This is a genomic window from Rossellomorea vietnamensis (genome assembly GCF_025398035.1).
GTDB classification, from domain to species: Bacteria; Bacillota; Bacilli; order Bacillales; family Bacillaceae_B; genus Rossellomorea; species Rossellomorea vietnamensis_B.
In genome coordinates this window covers 4,000,653-4,020,845 of sequence record NZ_CP104558.1, presented here as the reverse complement: position 1 = coordinate 4,020,845, position 20,193 = coordinate 4,000,653, and the positions used below count along the sequence as shown (strand labels likewise).

Here is a 20,193-nt window from a genome sequence, read left to right as displayed (position 1 = left end):
CTCCTATTTCATTGACAATAGTCTAATTAGACTTTATACTAGCTTAGTCTAATTAGACTATTGTGTAAAGGAATGAAAAGTAAATGATCAAATCTTTTTTAATGTTAGGACAATCGAATATGGCAGGTCGTGGATTCCTGCATGATGTAGAGCCTATCTATAATGAGAAAATAAAAATGCTTCGCAACGGTCAGTGGCAAATGATGACAGAGCCCATTAATTATGACCGTCCTGTTGCTGGTGTAAGTCTGGCAGCCTCTTTTGCAGACCTGTGTTCAAAAGCTAATCCGGATGATGAAATCGGGTTGATTCCTTGTGCGGAAGGCGGCAGTTCCTTGAACGATTGGCACCCGCAAGGCACTCTTTTCAAACATGCTTTGTCTGAAGCGCGATTTGCTCTTGAAACGAGTGAAATTTGTGGCATCCTCTGGCATCAAGGTGAAAGTGACAGCCATCAGTCTCTCCATGAAACATTTTACGACAAGTTATCTCTTATCGTTGAAACGTTACGAAGTGAATTAAACCTTCAAAACGTTCCATTAATCATTGGTGAGCTTGGGCATTTCTTAGGGAAAGAAGGTTTCGGAAAGTACTCATCAGAGTATCAGGAAATCAACCAAGAATTACGTCGATTTGCTCATGAGCAGCCAAATTGTTATGTAGTATCGGCAGAAGGTCTAACTGCCAATCCAGATGGTATTCATTTGAACGCTGTTTCCCAACGAAAATTCGGTTTTCGCTACTTCGAGGCATTTTCTAATAAGTGTCATATCTCAGGGCCCCTTGCGGATGAAAATCAATCACTAAAGATAAATCATACTTATTCAAAAAATGAACAGATCTATATTCACAGTATGAATTTAGCTCAGGGCAAAATCACATACGCTGAATTTGAAGCACAGATGGCGAAGGTGATGCACCCTTGATTCCCTTACTCATCCTTGGATTACTTATTCAAAACCCTGGCGCCCATGGCTACGAACTATTAAGTTTAATGGAAAAACGCCATTACAAATATATCGTTAACTATACGAAAGGTTCATTTTATTACAATTTGCAACAGCTTGAAGAGAAAGGGTTCATTGAAGGAACACATGAAGTACGTTCAAACAACGGTCGGGACATTCACACCTTTAAAATTACGTCTTTAGGAATAGAAGAATTTGAAAAATTAATGGCCAAATACGGAACGAAATCCGAGTATGTGAACTTACCAGTATATGGGGCATTACTCTTTGCAGATGTATTCGATAAACATAAATTAGTAGAATTAATCCAATCCCAAATTGATCAAACAGAAGACAGAATTGCTCTTCTCGATGAGTACTTAGCTACCATTGAGGAATCACCAGGTAAAATTGATTATTTTGGTCGCATGAACGAAAATTCCCGTTCTCATCACTTAGTGAATTTAAAGTGGTTTAAGGAATTGAAGGCAGATATAGAAAGTGCGAATGATTAATAAGTTTCCATCGAAAAAAACGTCCTCTTGTTTTGCCCAAGGGACGTTTTTTTATGTTTTTTGTATAGTTTCGCGATTTTCTTAGATTAAGTCCATATAATTGTGTAAAAAGAAAGAGTCATTTTATTCCTTCTTGTCAACACTGTTTTCAACGACGATAAACAATGAGAAGAGGAATAAAGATGACTCAATTACAGTTTAACCTAGATTTGGATTCTTTAAAAGAAGCAGTAATAAATTCTAACATCGAAACGGTGGTTCGCTCAGCCATCGTCCTTGTATTAAATGAATACATGGAAAGGGAGAGAGACCAGTACCTACAAGCAGCTTCCTACGAACGATCTACTGATCGTTTAGATTATCGTAACGGATACTATGAGCGTGATTTCACGATGAGTGTTGGGAAGATCAAATTGAAGGTACCACGCACCCGTAATGGAGATTTTTCTCCTTCCATATTTGAAAAGTACTCACGTTGTGATCAAGCTTTTGTTCTTTCGATGCTTGAAATGGTGATCAATGGTGTTTCTACCCGTAAGGTTACTCATATTGTGGAACAGCTTTGTGGTGAAACAGTTTCAAAATCATTCGTTTCTTCCCTGACTCAAAAATTAGATCCTATCATTAATGATTGGGCTAAGAGACCTCTGAACGGAACTTATTTTCCATTTATATTTGTAGATGCCATGTATATAAAAGTTCGCGAACACCATCGTGTCGTTTCAAAAGCCGTCTACATTGCGACAGCTCTTACTGAGAAAAATAATCGTGAGATTTTAGGATTAATGGTCGATCATGTCGAGAGCTACGAAAGTTGGAGTAGGTTCTTTCAACAGCTGAAATCGCGCGGTTTACAGTCACCTAAGCTTGTGATTTCAGATGCCCATAAGGGCCTACAAAAAGCCGTTCTCCGTGAATTTATTGGAACCAGTTGGCAGAGGTGTAATGTACATTTCAAACGAAATATTATTAACCAACTCCCTAAGAAAGATTCCAAAGAAATTAGAACGATGATTAAGCGGGTATTTGAAGCCGTCAAAATCGAAGATATGAGGAACTTTAAAGAAGAACTGATGAGTCAGTTTAGCGAGAATAAAAAATATGAAAAAGCGTTGGCCATCTTAGATGAAGGCTTTGAAGATACCATACAGTACATGGAGCACCCAGAGGAAATTCGACCACACATTCGTAGTACAAACAGTTTGGAACGCTTAAACCAAGAGGTTCGAAGAAGAGAAAAGGTCATACGGATTTTCCCTAATACGCAGTCAGCTTTTCGGTTGGTTGGGGCAGTATTATTTCATTACCAAGAGACCAATTATTCAAAAAGAAAATTCTTTTAAAAGCCCTAAGCATTTTTGAATGAAACTTCCCATTCGAATGGTGTCATAGCCAGGGCAGGCTGTCAAAGTGAGGAGCCTTTGACAGCCTGCCCTGGCTATGAATAAATTAATTATGGAAGTTTCGCAAAAAAATGTTGAATGGAATACCTATATTCAATTTACAGTTAAGAAAGACAAGTATGGAATTTACACAATATAAAGGACTTGACTTTTTCTTATCTACACTCACTGCCTGGATAAAGAGCGTCAAGCAGAATCATGCGAGATTTACAATAATCGTGCGGGATTTCGGATAATCATGCGGCTATCGTCATAATCGTGCGAGTTTAATAGAAATCATGCGAGAAACTCGATATTCATGCCGGGGTGTCGAATTTCCATTATTCATGCGGAATAAAAGCACCACGGCGACAGGTACAAGCCGTTTCGCAAAAGTAAAATAAGCGGAGTTTTTCCGCTTAAGCAGTCAAGTCCTTTATATTGTGTAAATTCCATACTTGTCTTTCTTAACTGTAAATTGAATATAGGTATTCCATTCAACATTTTTTTGCGAAACTTCCATAATTAATTTATTCATAGCCAGGGCAGGCTGTCAAAGGCTCCTCACTTTGACAGCCTGCCCTGGCTATGACACCATTCGAATGGGAAGTTTCATTCAAAAATGCTTAGGGCTTTTAAAAGAATTTTCTTTTTGAATAATTGGTCTCTTGGTAATGAAATAATACTGCCCCAACCAACCGAAAAGCTGACTGCGTATTAGGGAAAATCCGTATGACCTTTTCTCTTCTTCGAACCTCTTGGTTTAAGCGTTCCAAACTGTTTGTACTACGAATGTGTGGTCGAATTTCCTCTGGGTGCTCCATGTACTGTATGGTATCTTCAAAGCCTTCATCTAAGATGGCCAACGCTTTTTCATATTTTTTATTCTCGCTAAACTGACTCATCAGTTCTTCTTTAAAGTTCCTCATATCTTCGATTTTGACGGCTTCAAATACCCGCTTAATCATCGTTCTAATTTCTTTGGAATCTTTCTTAGGGAGTTGGTTAATAATATTTCGTTTGAAATGTACATTACACCTCTGCCAACTGGTTCCAATAAATTCACGGAGAACGGCTTTTTGTAGGCCCTTATGGGCATCTGAAATCACAAGCTTAGGTGACTGTAAACCGCGCGATTTCAGCTGTTGAAAGAACCTACTCCAACTTTCGTAGCTCTCGACATGATCGACCATTAATCCTAAAATCTCACGATTATTTTTCTCAGTAAGAGCTGTCGCAATGTAGACGGCTTTTGAAACGACACGATGGTGTTCGCGAACTTTTATATACATGGCATCTACAAATATAAATGGAAAATAAGTTCCGTTCAGAGGTCTCTTAGCCCAATCATTAATGATAGGATCTAATTTTTGAGTCAGGGAAGAAACGAATGATTTTGAAACTGTTTCACCACAAAGCTGTTCCACAATATGAGTAACCTTACGGGTAGAAACACCATTGATCACCATTTCAAGCATCGAAAGAACAAAAGCTTGATCACAACGTGAGTACTTTTCAAATATGGAAGGAGAAAAATCTCCATTACGGGTGCGTGGTACCTTCAATTTGATCTTCCCAACACTCATCGTGAAATCACGCTCATAGTATCCGTTACGATAATCTAAACGATCAGTAGATCGTTCGTAGGAAGCTGCTTGTAGGTACTGGTCTCTCTCCCTTTCCATGTATTCATTTAATACAAGGACGATGGCTGAGCGAACCACCGTTTCGATGTTAGAATTTATTACTGCTTCTTTTAAAGAATCCAAATCTAGGTTAAACTGTAATTGAGTCATCTTTATTCCTCTTCTCATTGTTTATCGTCGTTGAAAACAGTGTTGACAAGAAGGAATAAAATGACTCTTTCTTTTTACACAATTATATGGACTTAATCGCTTAAGCAAAAAATAATCGTCCGTTATTGTATTTTTTGAGCCAATAGGCGGAATTTCTCCTTCTATTTGAGCCTATTTAACCAATCAATGACGAATTAAGCGGAATTTTTCCGTCTATCTGGCACCTCTGGTTAGTACGCGACATGGGAAAAGCCACGGGACAGACTCCGCGGCTCACTCCTCTTCAACTCCTCAAACTCCCCCTCATCCAAGCCTTCTCCCGAAAAGGTCCGATCGGAATCTGAATCAAAGTCGTTAAGTTCTCAGAACCCAACCTATAAATTCTATCCGTCACCGCCGTATCAAACCCAAGCAGCGGATGTCCGCCAAACCCGGCGGCGGCCGAAGACAAGAGCAGTCGCTGGACAAGCATTCCCGCTTCCATTTGCATGATCCTATACCCTCTGTATCCAAGGGAATCCTTGAAATAATCTTTATTCCCGATGATATGAAGGCACATCGGAACCTGGAGCAAATTGACGTTATCCAGCGACAGCCCCGATTGCAGCTGAAGACGATAATCCCCGGTAACGATTTTCCTTAGTGAATGGCGGCCGCTGTCATAAGCGTATGCACCATTTGGGATGCCTTCTACATTATACAAACAGCCATAAATCGAAACACGGGGTGCTTCCCCATCAAAAACGTTGTCTAGGTCACTTCGAAACGTGTATGAATGTGCGGCCCTTTTCAATAATGCCGCAAGCAGCTCCTGACTGACCTTCCCCATGACAAAATCCATTTCCGGTGAATGGCGCTTTTGGCAGGCTTCCACAAAATCATACGAATCGGACTCGATCTCCGGAAGATGAATTTCTTTTTCTCCCGTTCTCCTAGCCGGTTGTTTCGCTACCTTTTGAAAATCACCGGTACATTCGAGTTTAGAAGCTTCATTCACCTCCAGTAACCTAGGAAACTCCCGAACCTTTTCAGACTTTTCATAGTGTCCAAGAGAAATAGCTGGCAGCTCCCTGCATAATTCTTCAGCGGTGACTGCCCTCTCCATCCCCCTCCCACCCCAATTCGTTGCAACAACGGAAAGCGGGATAACGGAATAGACGCTTTCCTCTTCCTCGTTCAGTCCAAGCAAATGGTTGATCGGGGAATCGAGAAATTGAGCATAGACCCCTGTCTCGAATCCGAACCGTTTGGATGTTTCCAAGAGCTGCCCCATCAGGACGCCGGCATCGAGCCCCTGCAGGCGGTAGGAGAAGTTATTGTATTTAAAGAAGTTATTCCAGTATCTCACCGACACAAAGGCCGTGGCAAAACACGTGGAGATGTCGGAGCGATTGCCGAGTGCCCGTTCTACGTATGAATCGACATTCCCGTCCCGGAGCAGGACAAGCCGGTGGTGGGCTGCATCATAATGATAGATTCCTTGGGGCAAATCATCGAGTTTCAAATAGAGATAGAGTTCGTTCGGATACAGCGCCCCACCTGATGGAGCAAACCGGCGATAGGAGTGGATGGGATACGATTCCTCCACGAAATCATCGGGCTGCTCCGACTGGCTTACCCCGGAGATGCCGTACACATACCAGAGAAAGTGACCGATTCTTTCTACATTGGGTTTCAACGGCGCCTGCTCCCCGGTGAGTGACAATGGAACCTCCAAAGACAATGGGACAACCGGCAAGCCCCGGTACAGCTTATAGGGAAGGGGCGCATCCTCCCAGTCCACTTCCCAATTTGGCTGATTGGCCCGGTTGATATCACATTGCAGATTGTGCAGAAATTCTTCCAGACTCATCCTCCTTACCTCCTCACACCTTAAGGAAACGGATGCGGTTTTTGATTGAGCTCATGTACTGTCAATGGCCGGTCGGTATACCCAAGTTCTGCCGGGACGTTCAGGACCCTATCCAATCCTGTCAGACGTGTAAGGTGGTGACCGAACGTCATGGGAAGCATGCCGGGTATCAGGACCTTCACGCAGTGTAGTCCGTTCTTTTCAAGTTCCGGTGCCGTTTGGTCCACGACGATGACATTAAGGTTCCGGCTTCGAAATTTTCCAAGGATATCCTTCAGATCATCCGTCAGATCCGCGTGACGGGAATTCCATTTGAATTCCTCCTGGAAACTTCTCAGAGGCCGATCCTGTAAAAAGCTGAAACGTTCCTCGGCCTGGGGCAATCCATACAGCATACCGTGATCATCCATCTGTCTCACGAGGGAATCATCGTACAGCATCTTTTCATAGTTCGCCTTGTTCTTCTCCAACTTTTCATCCAGATTCAGCATCATCCCGGCAAGCTCCTGAATCGCGCTCTTGGCCGCTCTAACCGGATCCAGATGTGCACCTGCCGCAAGGATTATATTCAATCCCGTTTCTTTCTGGTTTTTAGCCATGGCAAAAACGCTTGGGATTCCGTGCTCCATGGTAGAGTTGTATAAAAAGAGATCATACCCTGCGACCGCCCGCATCCGTTCAATCATTAACTGGAGCTCATCATCTTCTGCAGTAAACGGATCGAGACGAGGCAGACCCAGCTCTGCATACCAGGTCATCAAAAAGGAATCCCGTTCGACGACCTCCATGATTCCGTAGAAAATCGCTTCCTCCCTGCTTCCCCCAAGGGCACAGCCGTTGGATGTTTCATAGACAAAACCGGACGAACCGCAGCCCAGACTGTAGTAGGCAAGGAGCTCTGGGACGAGAATCGGCCGCTCTTCGATGAGGGAGTATCCCCACACCCAGTCGATCCTCCTGTCAGGATCGAACTTTTCAAATGGGAATCCCGGCATGGCGTACTGTTCGTCGGTGTGCACGCCGACCTCCAGAGGATTCAATGCATGTTCCTCCACGTTCCGGTAGCTGTCATGGACAACCGTCCGTTTACCCCGCGCCTCCAATCCACAGTGACGCTCCAACCCTTCAAGGATGGCGGTCAGCTCACTGTCTGAGTAAGCTTGAGTCCGTCCAGCCGTCCCTTCATCACCACCAGAGATCATCGGCATATTGACGCTCGCATCAGCAAATGGCGTCACCAGGTCATACATCTTGCTGTTAAAAAGCCCGGTTCGGTTATCCAGATAATCGTTTACAAGAACTGATTTCAATTCATCCAAAGGAGTACATCGGAAACTGTCGGCTCGGATCTTCGGACTCGGCTTGAGGGAAACACAAGCTAATTCCGGTGAATCTTCCGGGACCTGACTGCAGTTCGGGCATAACGAATCAGGTACGAATGAATGCCAGGAGCTCTTCAATGTTTTCAAATCGGTCAAACATACCTTCCCTTGGGAACGTGGCTTTGCACCTTCCAGGACCCGATAAGCTTCTGCAGCGATGATGTGAGCCATATGCGATAATCCGGTATTCGAAGCCCACGGATCTTTCGTCATTCCCCCTACTTCAGCAAGTTTCCCCTGCACCTCCCGCATCTCATGCCGTTCCTTTCCACCAAGGAGACGTCTCAGATCGGCACATTGTGAGCATCCCGGTGTGTCGGGCGAAACCAGTGGGCCGATGATCCCCTCTCCAAACGAAACGAAGCCTCTCAGCCATGGAACCCCAGCGCCCCTCATGACTTCTTCTGCCATTTGATGGACAGCTGGATTCCATGTGTCATCCAATACCAGTACTAAATCTGTATTTGCCGGGAATCTCGTTTCAACGGTCTTTTGCCTGAAAACGGGATACTGTGCTGACATTTGCGCACATACACGGTCCGAAAGCATTCCCTCCCCTACAATCACTACGAAAGAACTCATTTCACTTCCTCCTCTCGCAGCAGCACACCAAATACGCCTTCCAGCTCCTGCCTGAATGCAGGTTCCATATCCAGTTCATACACCGTTACCTGTTTCTGATTCACTTTCAAAGTGTGGAGAGCTTCTTTCAGATGACCAGGCTCCACCCTATCTTCACCCGCCGGAATGATGATTCTCTTTACATTCTCTTTCTCCAAAATAACGGCAACAGGATGTGCATCGATTGCATCCGTACCGTTCTGGGCTTGGAAGAGTGCTTGCTGCAGGGAGTTCCTCAGCGCCTTGGTGATCGTGAAACCGGTATTTCCGTACCAGCCATTTCTTCCACGAACATAGACAACCGGAAATCCATGCAAGTCTTCCCCTAACCCGATGTCAGGTTCCTTTTGCATCGTCGTCAGTGCCTTTAGATAAAAACGGCATGTTTCATCCTCAACTACTTCTAATTCAAGACGGGAAATGGTTTTCTTTTGAACAGATTCTCTTTTCCTCAATGCATCCGTCAAACATTCCTGCAGGCCTCGATCCACGCATTCTGAGAACGTTGCCCCTGTACAGAACGCCATGAATTCTCCGGTATCATGTGGGACCACCATACTCCCCAATCTTGAAGCATACCTCTCTATTCCCCTTAACCCTGCTTCTCGACGGGCCTCTGCATGGGTAAAAGCACTGCAGACCACCTCATCCAAGAGTTCTGCCGGACCTTCAGACCGTCCATCGACTGGCTGCACACGGCATTGAGCCATCGGAAGCTGCTTTGTATCCCCTTCCTCCCATACATGAAAAATCCCCGTCTCTTTAGACGTCAGCAGACTGAAGAAATACAGCAGTTTTTCAGGATCCGACCTTTCTGCCCCCTGTTCCAGCCTGGTATCAAGGTTCTGAACCGGTTCAGCTCCAATGTTGGTTTCCAGGGGATGAGGCAAAAAGGAATGCCAGCTTCCTTCAAGTGTTTCGGTATCCAGCAGAAAGAGCCGGTTTCGCTGATCCGGTTTTGTCACTCCTGTCATTTCTTTGAATAGTTCAAATGTAATTATGTTCGCCATCATTGCACCAGGCACTGCCGACTCAGCATGGTACTCCTCTTTTTTTTGCAAGGCAGTCCCGTGGAGCCGCCTCCAGGCAGATTCCCACCCCGCCTCGGAGTCAGGATGGATGATGGGTCCTGCGATACAGGTCTGCTTGTGACAAATCGCCGGAATCAACAGTTTTTGATCTGCCCGGCAAATGGCATGAAGAAGGTCGAGTTCCTCGAGGCTTTCGTTTTGAGTCACATATAAGATCGAATCGTAAGGCCTTATCGTCTCACGCCACCCGGATCCACTGAATTCCACTTCATAAAGCTCTACCTCGGGATCGGTTTTCCGGGCATGATACACTAATTCCTTGAGCCTGCGTCTGTTCGTAGGTACCTCTTCAGTCACGAGCACCTGCAGCTTCGTCAACCCGGATTCAATGAGTGAGGAAACCAATGAAGTCAGAATGGTGCCAGATCCCGCTGCCAGGACATTGGCATGACGATAGGTTTCAAACCGTGAAGCAGCTGAGTCTGTCAAACTATCGACGAACTCAATCTGTGATGCGAACTTTTCCACCGCATGTTGAGGCAGGTCGTGTGGCAGGTCCCTGCTTACGTCCCGAACAAATCCATTCTTAAATAACACCTCTGCTATTTCCATGACCCTGTTTCGATAAGGATCAGGCAGTCCGTTCGTCAATTCCTCAAGGGAGTACTCCCCATTGAACATCGGTAACAGCTTCTCCACCCATTGATCAATGCCGCTTCCCTCCATACGGAAAGAGCATGTGTTATTCCGGAAATACACACCGCTGTCCCGCTCCGGGAGGTAAAACGTATCCCTCTTCACTTTTAAACGCATCGAAGGGTTCAATTTTTCCATAGCAATCCTCCTAACCCCCGCTTATCTCATTTATATTTTGGCTGTCATTATTAGCGTATGAATTTCAATTTGTCCCTTATGTATAAAATAAAGATCCCTGCACACTCGCAGGGATCCGTTTGAAACCAATATTCTCTTTAACGACCGCAGCGTCCACATCTGCCGCAACCGCCACATCGTCCACATCCTCCACAGCGGAAGCATCCTCCGCAACCACCGCAACGGAAGCATCCACCACACCCGAAGCAGCTAAAGAAGCATGCGAATCCAAAGCCGAAACAGCCTCCCAATCCAAGGAAAAGTCGTTCGTCGTTCGGATCATACATATTCTGATCCCAGGAAACGGGCTGTGTTGCCTGGAAATCACCTACATTCAAATTCTGAAGTTCATTATGAAAATTATTCATATCCTCATTACCTCCCAAAAAAGTACCATATGGCTCTCGAAACGAATTGACATGGAGCTTTCTATTGGTAATACACGATAAATGTGAATCATCCTCAATAATTTATGTTCGGTTGCTGGGTGTTGTGACTGGTGAAGAAGCCTAGATTGGGAATGAGTAATTTAAAAAGCTATGTTCAATAACTCTGTTGAGTTCTCCGGTAAATATAATGTAAAAATGGATAGCCGCACACTAGAACGTCAATTTTCAGACTAAAGCAGACACCGCAATGAAAACACAACGGTTAATCAAATAATTGTTGAAAGCTGTCTGTACTCAATGGATGTGCCCTATGATAAACTCGTATTATCAGAATCTTTCAAGTGTGATTTAAACTTATAAACCTTTATTTCTATAAGCAAGCATTGGGGAGCGATGTTCTTTGGGGAATGGAACCATATATAAAAGTGATGGGAAAAGACGTATTAGTCAACATTACGATCATTATCTAAAGTCGTTTGATTTTGATGTCGAGCAGATATATGTTGATACAAGTTATGGTAAAACACATATTCTTGTAGCAGGACCACCAGAAGGAAAACCTATTTTTATATTTCAGGGTGGTAATTGTATAAATCCAATGACATTATCTTGGTTTTTACCACTCGCAGATAAATACAGAGTGTATGCACCAGATACGATTGGTCACCCAGGATACAGTGATGAAAGTAGAATTTCTGCGAAGGACAATAGTTTTGCCCAGTGGATCAAGGAACTAATGGATTACTTTAATATAGCCAGTAGTGCATTTGTTGGTCCGTCCTACGGTGCAGGTATTATTTTGAGATTAGCCACATTTATGCCAGACAAAATTGACTGTTCTGTATTGGTATCACCAGCCGGAATAGGATTAGGGTCTAAGATTAGAATGATGAAAGATATCTTACTTCCCCTAGTTTTATTTAATAGTACTTCATCACAAAAGTATCTCAATAAAATCACTGATACTATGTCAGATCATAGTATGAGAGAAATGGATAAAAAAATTATTGGAGATGTATTTAAATATATTAGACTTGAACAAGAAATGCCCAAATTAACGACGAAGGAAGAATTATCACATTATAACTCGCCCACTTTAATCATAGGGGGGAGAAAAGATATCTTTTTTCCTGAAAGTAGAATAAATAAAGCAGCTAGAGAAATCATTCCAAATTTAATTACATTTAAGACTTACGATATGGGACATTTCCCATCTGAAGAACATCTGATAAAAATTAACAATGATATTGTAGAGTTTTTAAAGGATCATTACTAAACCTGTATCTTTATTAACTATGGAGTTTTAATGCAACGAGGGAACTTCTCTTTCATGTTTTAAAAATCAACACTATTCATTAACATCACTGCACAAAAAAAATAGCCGGCATCCGCCGGCTATTACTCAACTCTTATTAGTGATTCCTGCACACTTCCCGTAAATCCTTCATCACTTCTTCTTTCTCTTCCCATGAATAAATCGATGCGCCAGCCGCCAGCGGATGACCTCCACCGTTGTACTTTTTGGCAATCGTGTTGATGACAGGACCCTTCGAGCGAAGACGAACCCTGATTTGATCATGTTCTTCAATAAAGAAGACCCATGCTTTCATGCCTTTCACATTCCCTAATGTACTGACAAGCAGGGATGCTTCAGATGGTACAACCGCGTGCTCTTCAAGGATATCCTTCGTCATAACCATCATACCGCAGCCATCCTGATCCATTTCAAAATTCTGCAGCACATACCCATTAAGCTTCGTGACATTGGAATCAACTTCATACATTTTATTGAATAATTCATTACGGTCAAAATCATATCGGATCAATTCACCGGCAATATCAAACGTCTTCTGGGTGGTGCTTGGATACAGGAATCTTCCCGTATCGCCGACAATCCCTGCGAACAGGAGGCGTGCCCCTGAATCAGGCAGGGTCAATCCTTTGTCTTTTCCAAACTGGTAAAATTCATAGATCATTTCACTGACGGAGCTTGCCGTGGTATCGATCCACAGGTGATCTCCGTATGCATCTTCGTTTGGATGGTGATCGATTTTCACAAGCAGATCGCCGAGTTTGTAGCGACGGTCACAGATCCGCTCTTCGTTTGCTGTATCACAGACGATGATCAGGGCCCCTTCGAAAACGGAATCTTCAATGTCGTCGAGTCGCTTTAAGTAATGGAGGGTTTCCTCTTCTTTTCCGACGGCATAAATGTTTTTCTCAGGAAAAGAGGCTTTCAGCATTTCTACGAGTCCTCCCTGGGATCCGTATGCATCCGGATCAGGGCGGACATGTCTATGTACAATGATCGTTTCATATTGTTTGATGAGGTTCAGGATTTGTTCTTTCATGGGAATCTCCTTTGTAGTCGAATTTATATTTGGCATTCTGCTCCGTTATCTGTAAAATAGTAGCGAGAGATGTCAACGATGGAGGACAAAACTATGTATTTTCTCGCATTACTGATCGTCGTCGCGTTCACCTTCTATATTTTCTATAAAATAAGACAAGTGCGGACACGGCGACCGATGGAAAAGAAATGGTTATCGGCGAAAGCAAGCATTGCCCTTGGGCTGTTCGTTGCCCTGTTCGGGATCAATCAGCTGTTTTTATTCCCTGGTACGCTGACGTATTTCATCGGCACGCTGTTCATCCTTTTGGGACTTGGTAGCTGCTGGGCTGGATATAAAATGTACAAGCATGTGCTTCCTTTTGCACAGAGGGAAGCGAAGGAACTGGATAACCAATAAGGTATGAAAGACTAGATGTTTGATCTAGTCTTTTTTATGTTTGAAAATACTTTTTCATGAGCGAGTAGTGGTTGATTTCCGCTGCAGATGCTCGCTTTCCGCGGGGTGTGGGTTGAGCCTCCTCAGCTCCGCTTCCGGGGTCTCAACTTCCACACATTTCCCGCAGGAGTCGAGCATCTTCCGCTCCAATCAACATGAGTTTTTCACTTTATCCTACTCTCAATCACTCTTGATTATATAAAGACCTAATGTCGATCAATCAGCTGACAAATCATTAGGGATTTCCCCATGAGCACGCCTTCGTTATATACTTCTACATCCACTTTACCAAATTTTCTCCCGACGTCGAGTACCTTTGGATGGATTTCGAGTATGCTTTCCATTTGGACAGGCTTGATAAAGTAAATAGTCATGTTTTCGATGACGAGGTCGCCTTTTTTGTATGGCTTCAGTGCACGGTTGGCCGCTTCTGTCATTAAGGTGGTGAAAACACCATAGGAAAGCGTCCCGATCCCCGTGGTCATCTGCGGTGTAACGGCAAATTGGTAGATTTCTTTGTTGTCTTTCTTCTCCCCTACTACTTCGACTGCATTTGAGATGAGGTCATCGATCGTTTCCCCGACCTGTGGCTGACGCTGGATCATTTGCAGAGCTTTCAGGACATCCTGACGGCTGATGATCCCCTGCAGTTTATTCTGTTCATTAACGACAGGAAGTAATTCGATCCCTTCCCAAATCATGATGTGTGCGGCGGATGCGACGCTCGTGTTCGGGCTGACGGTGATCGGCTGCTTCGTCATGATTTTATCGATCCCTGCATACTTTTCCTGTCCCATAACGTCTTTTGATGTCACCATACCATGGACCTTCAAGTTTCGGTCCACGACCGGAAAACGGCTGTGGAATGTGTACTGATTCTTTTCGTACCATTCTTCCAGCGTGTCATCCAGATGCAGATAAATCGTATCATCCACTTTGGTTAAAATGTCTTCCACTAACACGATCTCTTTTTTGATGAGCTGATCGTAAATCGCACGGTTGATCATGGTGGCAACGGTAAACGTGTCATAGGAAGTGGAGATGATCGGGAGTTCGAGTTCATCCGCGAGCTTCTTGACGTCTTCGTCTGCATCGAATCCACCGGTGATCAGGACGGCTGCTCCTGCACGCAATGCGTGTTCCTGAGCCTGGTTCCGGTTCCCGATGATGAGGAGGTTCCCCGCTTCCGTGTATCTCATCATGGCTTCAAGTTTCATGGCTCCAATGACAAACTTGTTGAGCATCTTATGCAGGCCGGATCGTCCACCGAGTACTTGTCCATCGATGATGTTGACCACTTCTGCGTAGGTAAGCTTCTCGATATTTTCTTTCTTTTTCTGTTCAATCCGAATCGTCCCGACGCGTTCGATGGTGCTGACGTAGCCTTTCGTTTCGGCATCTTTGATCGCCCGGTATGCCGTTCCTTCGCTGACGGTCAGTGCTTTTGCGATCTGGCGGACGGAGATCTTTTCTCCGACAGGCAGGGTATCTATGTACTCCAGTATTTGTTCGTGTTTTGTAGCCAAGCTTTTCACCCTTCTTTATAACGTCCTACTTTATATATTTATTATAATGTGAAAAGCGCGGTGTTTCAATTTAATCGGGGCTTTGAGTGATACAAGCCCCGTTTTTCTTTAGCCAAATGATCGTGATTTCACCTTACGAACAGGTTTCGATTTCAACTTCTTACCCTTGCCTGTTCCTTTCGGTGTGTAAAGCAGGGCTGCGAGGTTACCGGCCAGGACACAGGTGGCAAGTATGAGCCAGCCGATGGCGAAGTACCCTTGTAGGCCTTCTGCAAAAATAGACATACGTGGGGCTCCGTAGTAGATGAGTGCCCCGGTGATGAGTAAACAGAGTATATAACGTTGTTTCAAACATTTCCCTCCTTTCTAGGCTTGTATCATGTATATGCGAGTGGTTGGTGGATGTTGTGTAAAGGTGAGAAAAAAGGGGATGTGTTTGTCTATCTATGTAATTAAGTTTTGTGAAGGATGATATTAATTGGTAGGTGCATGAGCTTCCTTTTTAGCACTTTAAATTAAATGGTTGTTTTAGTTGATGTAACAAGGATTTTTAACATTATGTGGTAATATAAATGTAAAGATTACGAATCTTCAGTTCTTCAATTACCAGGCAGTTTAGAGGAATAGTTCTTAGGGGGAATTATGTGAGTAGAAAAAGTATATTCTTATCTGCAGGGATTGCACTACTAATTGCTATGAGTTGGTTTGGCTATCATAAAGCCACTGATGATACTTATGAAGGTATGTCGATTATTCCGGAGCAACACAAGGATATTCCTTTATTTAAGGGATTGAAACCAACCAGAAGCCAATATGTAATAAAGGGAAATCATTGGGAGGATATATATGACTTTTATATAAGTAAACTTCCATCCCTCGGTTGGAAAGTTGAACATGTCGAGTCTGCGTTGGACAATAACGACATTGAAAATGACTGGTCTGGTTTTTATTCTCGATGGAGAAAAGAAGGGTTTGACGGGGAGTTATGGGTTTCATCAAATTATAATCAATTTGATGACAAAACAGAGGTCATCTTTGATAAGACTCCTATTCACAAATCAACTTCTTGGATCGAAGAAATACCAAACAACATTTGTATCTATGAAACCTTAAACCAAGAGGATTGTTTAGTTATAGCTGACAAAACAAAGATAAAGGGAATAAAAACACTCATAAATAAGGCGATTGATTGGGATGACGAGAAATTATCTAAACGTGAGAAAACAAGTGTCATTGATTTTGGAAACATGAAAATTAAGGTTTATTATGAGAATGATAAAGAAATATATATTCAATCCAAAAAAGGAACTAAAATTATGAAACCTGAACCTGAATTCTTTGAACTGACAAATCTTTCACAATAATTCTTTATACATTAATAGAGGATTAAATGAATAAGAACAATAACAAAAGCTTGGGATATCCCAAGCTTTTTGTTGTGGCATTTGTATTGTTAACTTACTTCTTATTCCCTATTAATATTCAATAACATCCCCAGCCTTCATAACCTGCCCCTCAGAATCTTCAAGCATCTCAACAAATTTATGCGGATCCTGCTTAATAGGCGGGAATGTATCATAGTGAATCGGCACAACTTTCTTCGCTTTCAAGAAGCTAGCTGCCGTCGCCGCATCCTCTGGTCCCATCGTGAAGTTATCCCCGATCGGTAGGAAGGCAAGGTCAATCGGATGACGCTCCCCGATCAGTTTCATATCAGAGAATAATCCTGTATCCCCTGCATGGAAGATCGTCTTCCCTTCAATCATTAAGAGAACGCCTGCTGGCATACCCATATAGATGATTTCATTGCCGTCTGTGATGAGACCTGATCCGTGGAAGGCCTGTGTCAGTTTCACTTTACCAAAGTCGAACTCATAAGCTCCTCCGACGTGCATCGGATGGGTTCTCACCAGTTGCCAGCTTAGGTAGGTGGCCAGTTCGTGGTTAGCGATGACAAGTGAATCGTTTTTCTTCGCAAGTTCCACCGTGTCCCCTACGTGATCGTTGTGACCGTGTGTAAGGATGATCACATCGGGCTTTTCGTCATCCACTTTCAGATCCGTCAGTTCATTCCCATTGATGAATGGATCGATCAGGATCGTTTTACCGTTTGTTTCGATTTTCACTACTGAATGTCCATGATATGAAATCTTCATAATCTCTCTCCTCCAAATAAACTTATCTATTTTTCTTACTCTCTTATGCTACTTTATGTTATACCCGAATTTCATAAAAATAAAAGTGAGTTTGATCATTGGTGAGGAATTCAGCATATAAAAAAAGCCGACTGAACATTCTCATGCAGTCGGCTTCCTGGTGTTATTGTTGCTCTAATTGAGTTCTAGTATCTGAGTAGTCTACAGCATGCGCCTCAGCAACAGCCTGGTAAGTAACATATCCGTTCAATGTGTTAATACCTTTAAGTAGAGCTTCGTTATCTAAGCACGCTTTTTTGTAGCCTTTGTTTGCGATTTGAACCGCGTAAGGTACGGTCACGTTTGTTAATGCGATGGTTGACGTACGTGGTACGGCACCAGGCATGTTGGCAACGGCATAGTGTACAACACCGTGCTTCACGTATGTTGGATCGTCATGCGTTGTGATGCGGTCCGTTGTTTCGAAGATTCCGCCTTGGTCGATGGCGATATCGACAACAACTGAACCAGGTGTCATCGCTTTGATCATGTCTTCTGTTACTAATTTAGGTGCTTTCGCTCCTGGAATCAGTACAGCTCCGATGACTAGGTCTGCTTCTTTGACAGCTTGTTCGATATTTAACGGGTTGGACATAAGCGTTGTTACGTCGCTACCGAAGATATCATCCAGCTGACGAAGGCGATCCGGGTTAAGGTCAAGGATCGTTACGTTGGCACCAAGACCGACAGCCATTTTCGCTGCGTTCGTACCGGCCACTCCTCCACCAATGATCGTTACTTTACTGCGGCGAACCCCTGGGACACCTGAAAGTAATACACCTTTACCACCGTGGATCTTCTCTAAGAACTGGGCACCGATCTGAGTCGCCATACGTCCAGCCACTTCACTCATCGGAGTCAGTAATGGAAGGGCACGATTCAGTTCAACCGTTTCGTACGCGATTCCGACTACTTTATTATCAATTAACGCTTTCGTTAATTCCGGCTCTGGAGCAAGATGTAAATATGTAAATAAGATAAGCCCCTCGCGGAAATAAGAGTACTCACTTGGAAGTGGCTCTTTTACCTTCATGACCATATCCATGGACCATGCTTCCGCTGCAGAATCAACGATGTGTCCACCTGCTGCTTTGTAATCTTCATCTGTAAATCCTGAACCCATTCCCGCTCCAGCTTCAATGTAAACGTCATGTCCGAATTGAACAAGGTTTACAACACCAGCCGGCGTCATGGCCACACGATTTTCGTTGTTTTTAATTTCCGTTGGTACACCAATACGCATACTAAGCCAACCTCCTAAATGCACTATTGCTCCTTGGAGCATTCACTTCCTAAATATAACACTATTCATATATAATAGCGAAGGGCAATTACTCACCCTGTAAGCACTTACATTCTAACAAATAAATAAGGAAATATCTCTACTTTTCTTTAAAAAAATAAATGATTATTTCTTCGCTTTTTTTCAAAAATTCTTTAAAATAGAAACCATGCATCCTAGTATACCCAAAGGAGACCAAATTATGAAACAACCCATGATCGAACGGCTCGGACTCGAAAAGGTCCCACCGGAATTAAAATCAACCACATGGATCGAATACTTCATCATACAGCTCGCCTTCTCCGTGAACGCAGGAAACTTCCTCATCCCGGCACTCGCCGTCCTGGAAGGCGGATTATCCTTTCAGGCAGCGTTCATCGCCACCGTACTCGGAGCAAGCGTCGCCTTCCTATTCGTATCATTTCTGTCATTACCGGGCTCCCGCTACGGCCTGCCCGCTCAATACGTCCTGAGATCCATCATCGGAACCCGGCTGTCGATGCTCATCGCATCCCCCATCCGGTCCCTGACGTCCCTCTACTGGTTCAGCGTCCAAACCATCGGAGGAACCTTCGTCGTCATCTCCATGGTGGAAAAAGTAACACCGTACACGATTCCGTTCATACCGGTCGCCATCGGACTCGCCATCATCATGACCCTTCTAGCCCTCATCGGCTTCGAAGCCGTCAAAAAAGCGACCAAACTATTCATCCCGATCCTCGTGATCGGCCAGGGAATCATCCTCTACCTATTCCTAACAAAAGGAGCCGATTCCCTCGCCACACTCACACATGGCCAGGAACCCTTCTCCATCGGAACGTTCCTATTCTACTCTAGCCTCGTCTTCGTCCAATACATCTCAGGTGTCAGCGCATCCTCCGACATCACCCGCTACAGCAAAAGCGACCGCCACGGATTCTGGGGACTGTACGGAGGAAACGTCGTCGGATTCATGATGACCGCGCTCCTTGGAGGATTGAGTGCCAGCTTGTTCAAAGATCTGAATCCATTCGTCGCAGCGGGGCAACTGACCGACTCCAGTCTGCTTCTATTGGTGATCACGGCTTGTGCGATGGTATCGATGATTTCGATTAATCTTAGTAATGCGTATACAGGGGGATACAGTTTGCTTAATGCACTGCCGACCTTATCACGGATTCAAAGTGCACTGTTGTTCAGTGTTGCAGGGATTATCTTAAGCTCGTTTCCGCAGCTGGTTTATAATGCGCAGGAGTATATTTCTTATCTGGGGATCTTGATCATTCCGATATCGGCGATTGTGGTGGCTGATTATTTGGTAATTAGGAGAGGGAGGATTTCTGAGAGTGCGCTTGTTAGGCTTGCGAGTGGGGAGTCGAATTTTAATCGTGAGGCGTTGTACGTTTTAGGGATTGGGATGGTGGTTTATTTGGGGATTCCGGATGGTTGGTCACCGGGGTTTAGTTGTTTTTTCGTTACTTCTATTATTTATGTGTTTAGTAAGATGTGAGATAGAATAGAAGGACAGGATTCTATTCAGAAACTTGGTTAAGTAAAAAAAGTCAGCCTGTACATAAGGTTCACTCTGTAAGAAAACTTAATACAGGTATCTTCAAAAAGGTGATATAGGTGCA

Annotated in this window: 17 protein-coding genes; 7 read left to right on the top strand and 10 right to left on the bottom strand. The window is 43.9% G+C overall.

The features are described from left to right. Window positions 1-83: 83 nt before the first annotated feature. From N5C46_RS20540 to N5C46_RS20530, 3 genes are all read left to right on the top strand, one after another. Window positions 84-926 (top strand): sialate O-acetylesterase, encoded by an 843-nt coding sequence (locus N5C46_RS20540; RefSeq protein ID WP_261750033.1) that lies wholly within the window; start codon window positions 84-86, stop codon window positions 924-926. Continuing rightward, complete coding sequence (locus N5C46_RS20535) at window positions 923-1,462, top strand: PadR family transcriptional regulator (protein WP_261750032.1); 540 nt, start codon at window positions 923-925, stop codon at window positions 1,460-1,462. Before N5C46_RS20540 ends, N5C46_RS20535 begins: the two co-directional genes overlap by 4 nt. A gap of 182 nt (window positions 1,463-1,644) precedes the next feature. Then, entirely contained in the window at window positions 1,645-2,805 is a 1,161-nt protein-coding gene (locus tag N5C46_RS20530) for an IS256 family transposase (protein WP_261749904.1), read from the top strand. 674 nt (window positions 2,806-3,479) lie between these two features. On the opposite strand, the gene N5C46_RS20525 is transcribed toward N5C46_RS20530, so the two are convergent. From N5C46_RS20525 to N5C46_RS20505, 5 genes are all read right to left on the bottom strand, one after another. Next, a complete protein-coding gene (locus N5C46_RS20525) occupies window positions 3,480-4,640 on the bottom strand; it encodes an IS256 family transposase (RefSeq protein WP_261749904.1) in 1,161 nt (386 codons plus the stop codon). Window positions 4,641-4,923: 283 nt separating this feature from the next. Next, a complete protein-coding gene (locus N5C46_RS20520) occupies window positions 4,924-6,492 on the bottom strand; it encodes a SagB family peptide dehydrogenase (RefSeq protein ID WP_261750031.1) in 1,569 nt (522 codons plus the stop codon). Between the two features lie 20 nt (window positions 6,493-6,512). After that, window positions 6,513-8,456: a TOMM precursor leader peptide-binding protein gene (locus N5C46_RS20515; protein ID WP_261750030.1), complete on the bottom strand. Its 1,944-nt coding sequence runs from the start codon at window positions 8,454-8,456 to the stop codon at window positions 6,513-6,515. Then, the gene (locus tag N5C46_RS20510; RefSeq protein ID WP_261750029.1) at window positions 8,453-10,360 is read right to left on the bottom strand and encodes a putative thiazole-containing bacteriocin maturation protein; all 1,908 of its coding nucleotides are present in this window, start codon (window positions 10,358-10,360) and stop codon (window positions 8,453-8,455) included. Before N5C46_RS20510 ends, N5C46_RS20515 begins: the two co-directional genes overlap by 4 nt. A gap of 137 nt (window positions 10,361-10,497) precedes the next feature. After that, entirely contained in the window at window positions 10,498-10,767 is a 270-nt protein-coding gene (locus N5C46_RS20505) for a heterocycloanthracin/sonorensin family bacteriocin (protein ID WP_159362481.1), read from the bottom strand. 421 nt (window positions 10,768-11,188) lie between these two features. On the opposite strand from N5C46_RS20505, the gene N5C46_RS20500 reads away from it, so the two are divergent. Beyond that, on the top strand, window positions 11,189-12,064 hold the full coding sequence (locus tag N5C46_RS20500) for an alpha/beta fold hydrolase (RefSeq protein ID WP_261750028.1): 876 nt from the start codon (window positions 11,189-11,191) through the stop codon (window positions 12,062-12,064). Window positions 12,065-12,200: 136 nt separating this feature from the next. Here N5C46_RS20500 and N5C46_RS20495 read toward each other — a convergent pair whose 3' ends face one another. Then, complete coding sequence (locus N5C46_RS20495) at window positions 12,201-13,139, bottom strand: DHH family phosphoesterase (RefSeq protein ID WP_261750027.1); 939 nt, start codon at window positions 13,137-13,139, stop codon at window positions 12,201-12,203. 93 nt (window positions 13,140-13,232) lie between these two features. Here N5C46_RS20495 and N5C46_RS20490 point away from each other — a divergent pair, with 93 nt between their 5' ends. Next, window positions 13,233-13,538: a YtpI family protein gene (locus N5C46_RS20490; RefSeq protein ID WP_261750026.1), complete on the top strand. Its 306-nt coding sequence runs from the start codon at window positions 13,233-13,235 to the stop codon at window positions 13,536-13,538. A 245-nt stretch (window positions 13,539-13,783) separates the two neighbouring features. On the opposite strand, the gene N5C46_RS20485 is transcribed toward N5C46_RS20490, so the two are convergent. Then, window positions 13,784-15,103 (bottom strand): DRTGG domain-containing protein, encoded by a 1,320-nt coding sequence (locus N5C46_RS20485; RefSeq protein ID WP_079533633.1) that lies wholly within the window; start codon window positions 15,101-15,103, stop codon window positions 13,784-13,786. Window positions 15,104-15,211: 108 nt separating this feature from the next. Further along, window positions 15,212-15,454, bottom strand: a complete 243-nt coding sequence (locus N5C46_RS20480) for a hypothetical protein (RefSeq protein ID WP_261750025.1) — start codon at window positions 15,452-15,454, stop codon at window positions 15,212-15,214. A 293-nt stretch (window positions 15,455-15,747) separates the two neighbouring features. Between N5C46_RS20480 and N5C46_RS20475 the strand changes: the two genes are divergently transcribed. Further along, window positions 15,748-16,467, top strand: coding sequence for a hypothetical protein (locus N5C46_RS20475; protein ID WP_261750024.1), 720 nt, complete (start codon window positions 15,748-15,750; stop codon window positions 16,465-16,467). Window positions 16,468-16,578: 111 nt separating this feature from the next. On the opposite strand, the gene N5C46_RS20470 is transcribed toward N5C46_RS20475, so the two are convergent. Next, window positions 16,579-17,259: a metal-dependent hydrolase gene (locus tag N5C46_RS20470; RefSeq protein ID WP_261750023.1), complete on the bottom strand. Its 681-nt coding sequence runs from the start codon at window positions 17,257-17,259 to the stop codon at window positions 16,579-16,581. Window positions 17,260-17,422: 163 nt separating this feature from the next. Then, entirely contained in the window at window positions 17,423-18,541 is a 1,119-nt protein-coding gene (gene ald, locus N5C46_RS20465; protein ID WP_261750022.1) for an alanine dehydrogenase, read from the bottom strand. A gap of 241 nt (window positions 18,542-18,782) precedes the next feature. Between ald and N5C46_RS20460 the strand changes: the two genes are divergently transcribed. After that, window positions 18,783-20,069, top strand: coding sequence for a purine-cytosine permease family protein (locus tag N5C46_RS20460; protein WP_261750021.1), 1,287 nt, complete (start codon window positions 18,783-18,785; stop codon window positions 20,067-20,069). Window positions 20,070-20,193: the final 124 nt, after the last annotated feature.